Genomic DNA, 1,726 nt, shown 5'->3' on the forward strand with positions numbered 1-1,726 from the left:
GCTTCATGCAACCTTTCGGGGTGCAACGTGCCCAGGCGCGCCAGGTGGGACAAGCGGGGCTGCGCGCGGTTAAGCAGTTGCAGCATCATAAATTCCGCCACATCGGCGACGCCTTGTTGTCCTGGCGCGGCGATGCGCTGTGCCAGACTGCGCGCACGCTCGGCGACCAGCCCGGCAGATTCCCCCAAAAAACGCTTCAGGGCAGGAATGGCCGTGATGCTCACACTGCACGGCATAAAGTTCGGATCGAGCACCAACCCGCCATCGGGGCGTTTATCGAGAATAGTGGCAATAGCCAATGAGGCGTAGGCGCTGCGATCGTCGCGCTCCAGCATCAGACGCAGGCTGACCTTGCCCACCTCGAGCGACACCACATCGCCGCCCTCGCTGTGCAGATCGCGCACATCGTGGCGTTGCGCCTGCAAGCGGCTGGCAACCCCCTGCCCCGGTTGCCCGCCTCGGCTGCCACCCCTTACCGCCAGCGGCAAGGCGAGATAAACTTTTTGATTCGCCAGCGCCACATCAGTGATTTCCAGCGGCGGTGGCAGCACATCGTCACCGGGAATGTTGAACACGGTGCCATCCGGCATCACGCCGCTGGCGTTGACCAGCGCGATACGGCCAAAGTTGAGGTACTCTTCGTTAATAGCCAGCGTTTGCAGGCCATAAAAATAGTCGCTGAGCGCGCTAAGACGCGCGTGCAGGGTGTAGTCGGTATGCCGTTGCTGCTGTTGAAAATGCTGAGGTTTGATGAACAGCCCTTCCCGCCAAATAATGCGATTTCGACTCGACATGGTTATTCTTCTTCCTGGTCTTTTTTGATGTCGACTTCATCCCGGCGCAGGTGCACCAGAACCTGATAACTGCGCCCGGTGTTTTTCAGTTTGATCACCTTGCGCCATTCCGCACTCTCTGGATCGGCATAGCGCGCGATAACGCCGATGTAATGCACCTTGGCATCCAACGCTTCGGGCGGCAGGTACTTAAACTGCCCCGGCAGCAGGGTATAGTCCTGATGACTGACATAGTTCTTGGTCAGCGCTTTTTCGATATCCTCGGTGATCTGGTCGTAGTCGGCGGCCAGCAGGCGTGAATCCTCAGCCAGTAACACCAGTTCGAATTCGATGGGCGCGGCATCACCGCTCTCGTTAGGGTTTACGTCCGGCTCTGCCAGCAGGCTAAACCCCACCGTGGAGGGTTGATGATCGTTGCTGCCCACCTGAATATCGGGATTGGCGGCGACTTTCGCCATCTTGCCAAGGGTGGTGCAGCCTGGCAGCAAAGCCAACAGGCTGACAAAACAGAGCAGACGCCACATCATTGTTGTACCTGCTGCTGGCGCACCGCGTGGTCATACGCCTGGGCGTACACCTGCTGAAACAGCTTCTGGAAACCTTGCTGACGAACAGAGGTCAGTTCACGGTAGTAGTGCTGGTACATTTCCCAAGCCCAACCGTCATCCACCACATCTTGCTCGCCGCTGCGGCGATAGTGGGCAAAACGGTCGAGCAAGGCCGCTGGAGAGAACGCTTGCAGGATGGTTTCCAGCGCAACGGTAATGGCCTGCTGGTTTGCCGCCTGGTGCACCCGGACGTTATTCAGCACTTCAGCGACTGCTGCTGGCGCAGAAAGGTGTACCGGACTTTTCCCATCGGCAAACAGCAATGGCAGGGTGTCGGCATAGTCCAGGCCCAGACGCAGCGGGTTATCTTCAATCGGGCGCAGA

General features: G+C 58.7%; 3 protein-coding genes. All 3 read right to left on the reverse strand.

Annotated features, from left to right (window positions below; all coding sequences use genetic code 11):
• A partial coding sequence (gene tssK / locus J5224_RS26680) for a type VI secretion system baseplate subunit TssK (RefSeq protein WP_264628181.1) occupies positions 1–794 on the reverse strand: 794 nt, incomplete at its 3' end.
• A gap of 2 nt (positions 795–796) precedes the next feature.
• The gene (tssJ, locus tag J5224_RS26685; protein WP_264628183.1) at positions 797–1,318 is read right to left on the reverse strand and encodes a type VI secretion system lipoprotein TssJ; all 522 of its coding nucleotides are present in this window, start codon (positions 1,316–1,318) and stop codon (positions 797–799) included.
• Positions 1,318–1,726 (reverse strand): type VI secretion system-associated FHA domain protein TagH (gene tagH, locus J5224_RS26690; RefSeq protein WP_264628182.1); only part of this gene is annotated, 409 nt, incomplete at its 5' end. The genes tssJ and tagH, both read right to left, overlap by 1 nt.

This window comes from Candidatus Symbiopectobacterium sp. NZEC135, assembly GCF_025962695.1.

Excerpts from the sequence above, each read along its gene's own strand:
- tssJ (WP_264628183.1), bottom strand. The coding sequence starts at position 1,318 with ATGTGGCGTCTGCTCTGTTTTGTCAGCCTGTTGGCTTTGCTGCCAGGC.